This is a genomic window from Stenotrophomonas sp. P5_B8 (assembly GCF_054049855.1).
The window spans coordinates 1-1,233 of the sequence record NZ_JBFULO010000697.1 but is presented as its reverse complement, the minus strand read 5'-3'; the positions used below and the strand labels follow the sequence as shown (position 1 = coordinate 1,233).

Genomic DNA, 1,233 nt, shown 5'->3' with positions numbered 1-1,233 from the left:
GGGTAAAGCCGGCCGTGGGTCGGCTATGTTGCTGGGATACAAGTGCGCAAGAGTGCAGAGGAAAAGCGATTCAATCAAACGTTTTAACCGTACGCTGGCGTAGTGTTTTCAGCTTGAAAACCGCATGTTGTTGTTATGAAAAGACCATACTCAGGCGTGTGGCTGTAATCTTGTTCATCTAGCAATCCGCTTCCAGGTCCGAGTCTTCCCGCCGTGTCGGTTCTGCGCAAAATCATTCATGTGGACATGGACGCGTTTTACGCGTCGGTGGAGCAGCGCGACGATCCGTCGCTGCGCGGGCGGCCGGTGGTGGTGGCGTGGAAGGGCGCGCGGTCGGTGGTATGCGCGGCATCGTACGAGGCGCGGGTGTTCGGGATCCGCTCGGCGATGCCGGCGCTGCGTGCGGAGCGGTTGTGTCCGGATGCGGTGTTCGTGCCGCCGGATTTCGTGCGTTACAAGGCGGTGTCCCGGCAGRTGCGGGAGATTTTCCTGCGGCACACGGATCTGGTGGAGCCGCTGTCGCTCGATGAGGCCTACCTGGATGTGACGGTGCACAAGGGCGGGATGACGGTGGCCACCGAGATTGCCGAGGTAATCCGTGCGCAGATCCGCGAGGAGACGCAGCTGACGGCGTCGGCGGGAATAGCGCCGAACAAGTTCCTGGCGAAGATCGCGTCGGACTGGCGCAAGCCGGACGGTCAGTTCGTGGTGCCGCCGCATCGGGTGGAGCGGTTTTTGACGCCGTTGCCGGTGAACCGGGTGCCGGGGGTGGGCAAGGTGATGGCGGGCAAGCTGGCGGAGTTGGGGATCGCGACGGTGGGCGATCTGCGCGCGCTGCCGCTGGAGGTGCTGGAGAGCCGCTTCGGGACATTCGGTGCGCGGTTGTACAGTCGCGCGCGGGGGATCGATGAGCGTGCGGTGGAGCCGGACCAGCCGGTGCAGTCGATTTCGTCAGAGGATACGTTCGCCGAGGATCTGCCGTTGGAGGCACTGGAGGCGGCGATCGTTGAGCTGGCGGGGAAGACGTGGCACGCGACGCGTAAGACCGAGCGGGTGGGGCATACGGTGGTGCTGAAGTTGAAGACGTCGCAGTTCCGGATCATCACGCGCAGTTTTACGCCGGAGTCGCCGCCGGAGTCGATGGAGGAGTTGCGGGATATCGCGCTGGCGTTGCGGGCKCGGGTGGATCTGCCGGCAGAGACGCGGTATCGGTTGGTGGGGGTGGGATTGGGG

Annotated in this window: 1 protein-coding gene; it reads left to right on the top strand. The window is 63.9% G+C overall.

Going from position 1 to position 1,233, the window contains the following annotated elements:
- Positions 1-213: 213 nt before the first annotated feature.
- Positions 214-1,233: DNA polymerase IV (dinB, locus tag ACXJKH_RS20775; RefSeq protein ID WP_457322220.1), on the top strand; the 1,020-nt coding region annotated here is incomplete at its 3' end.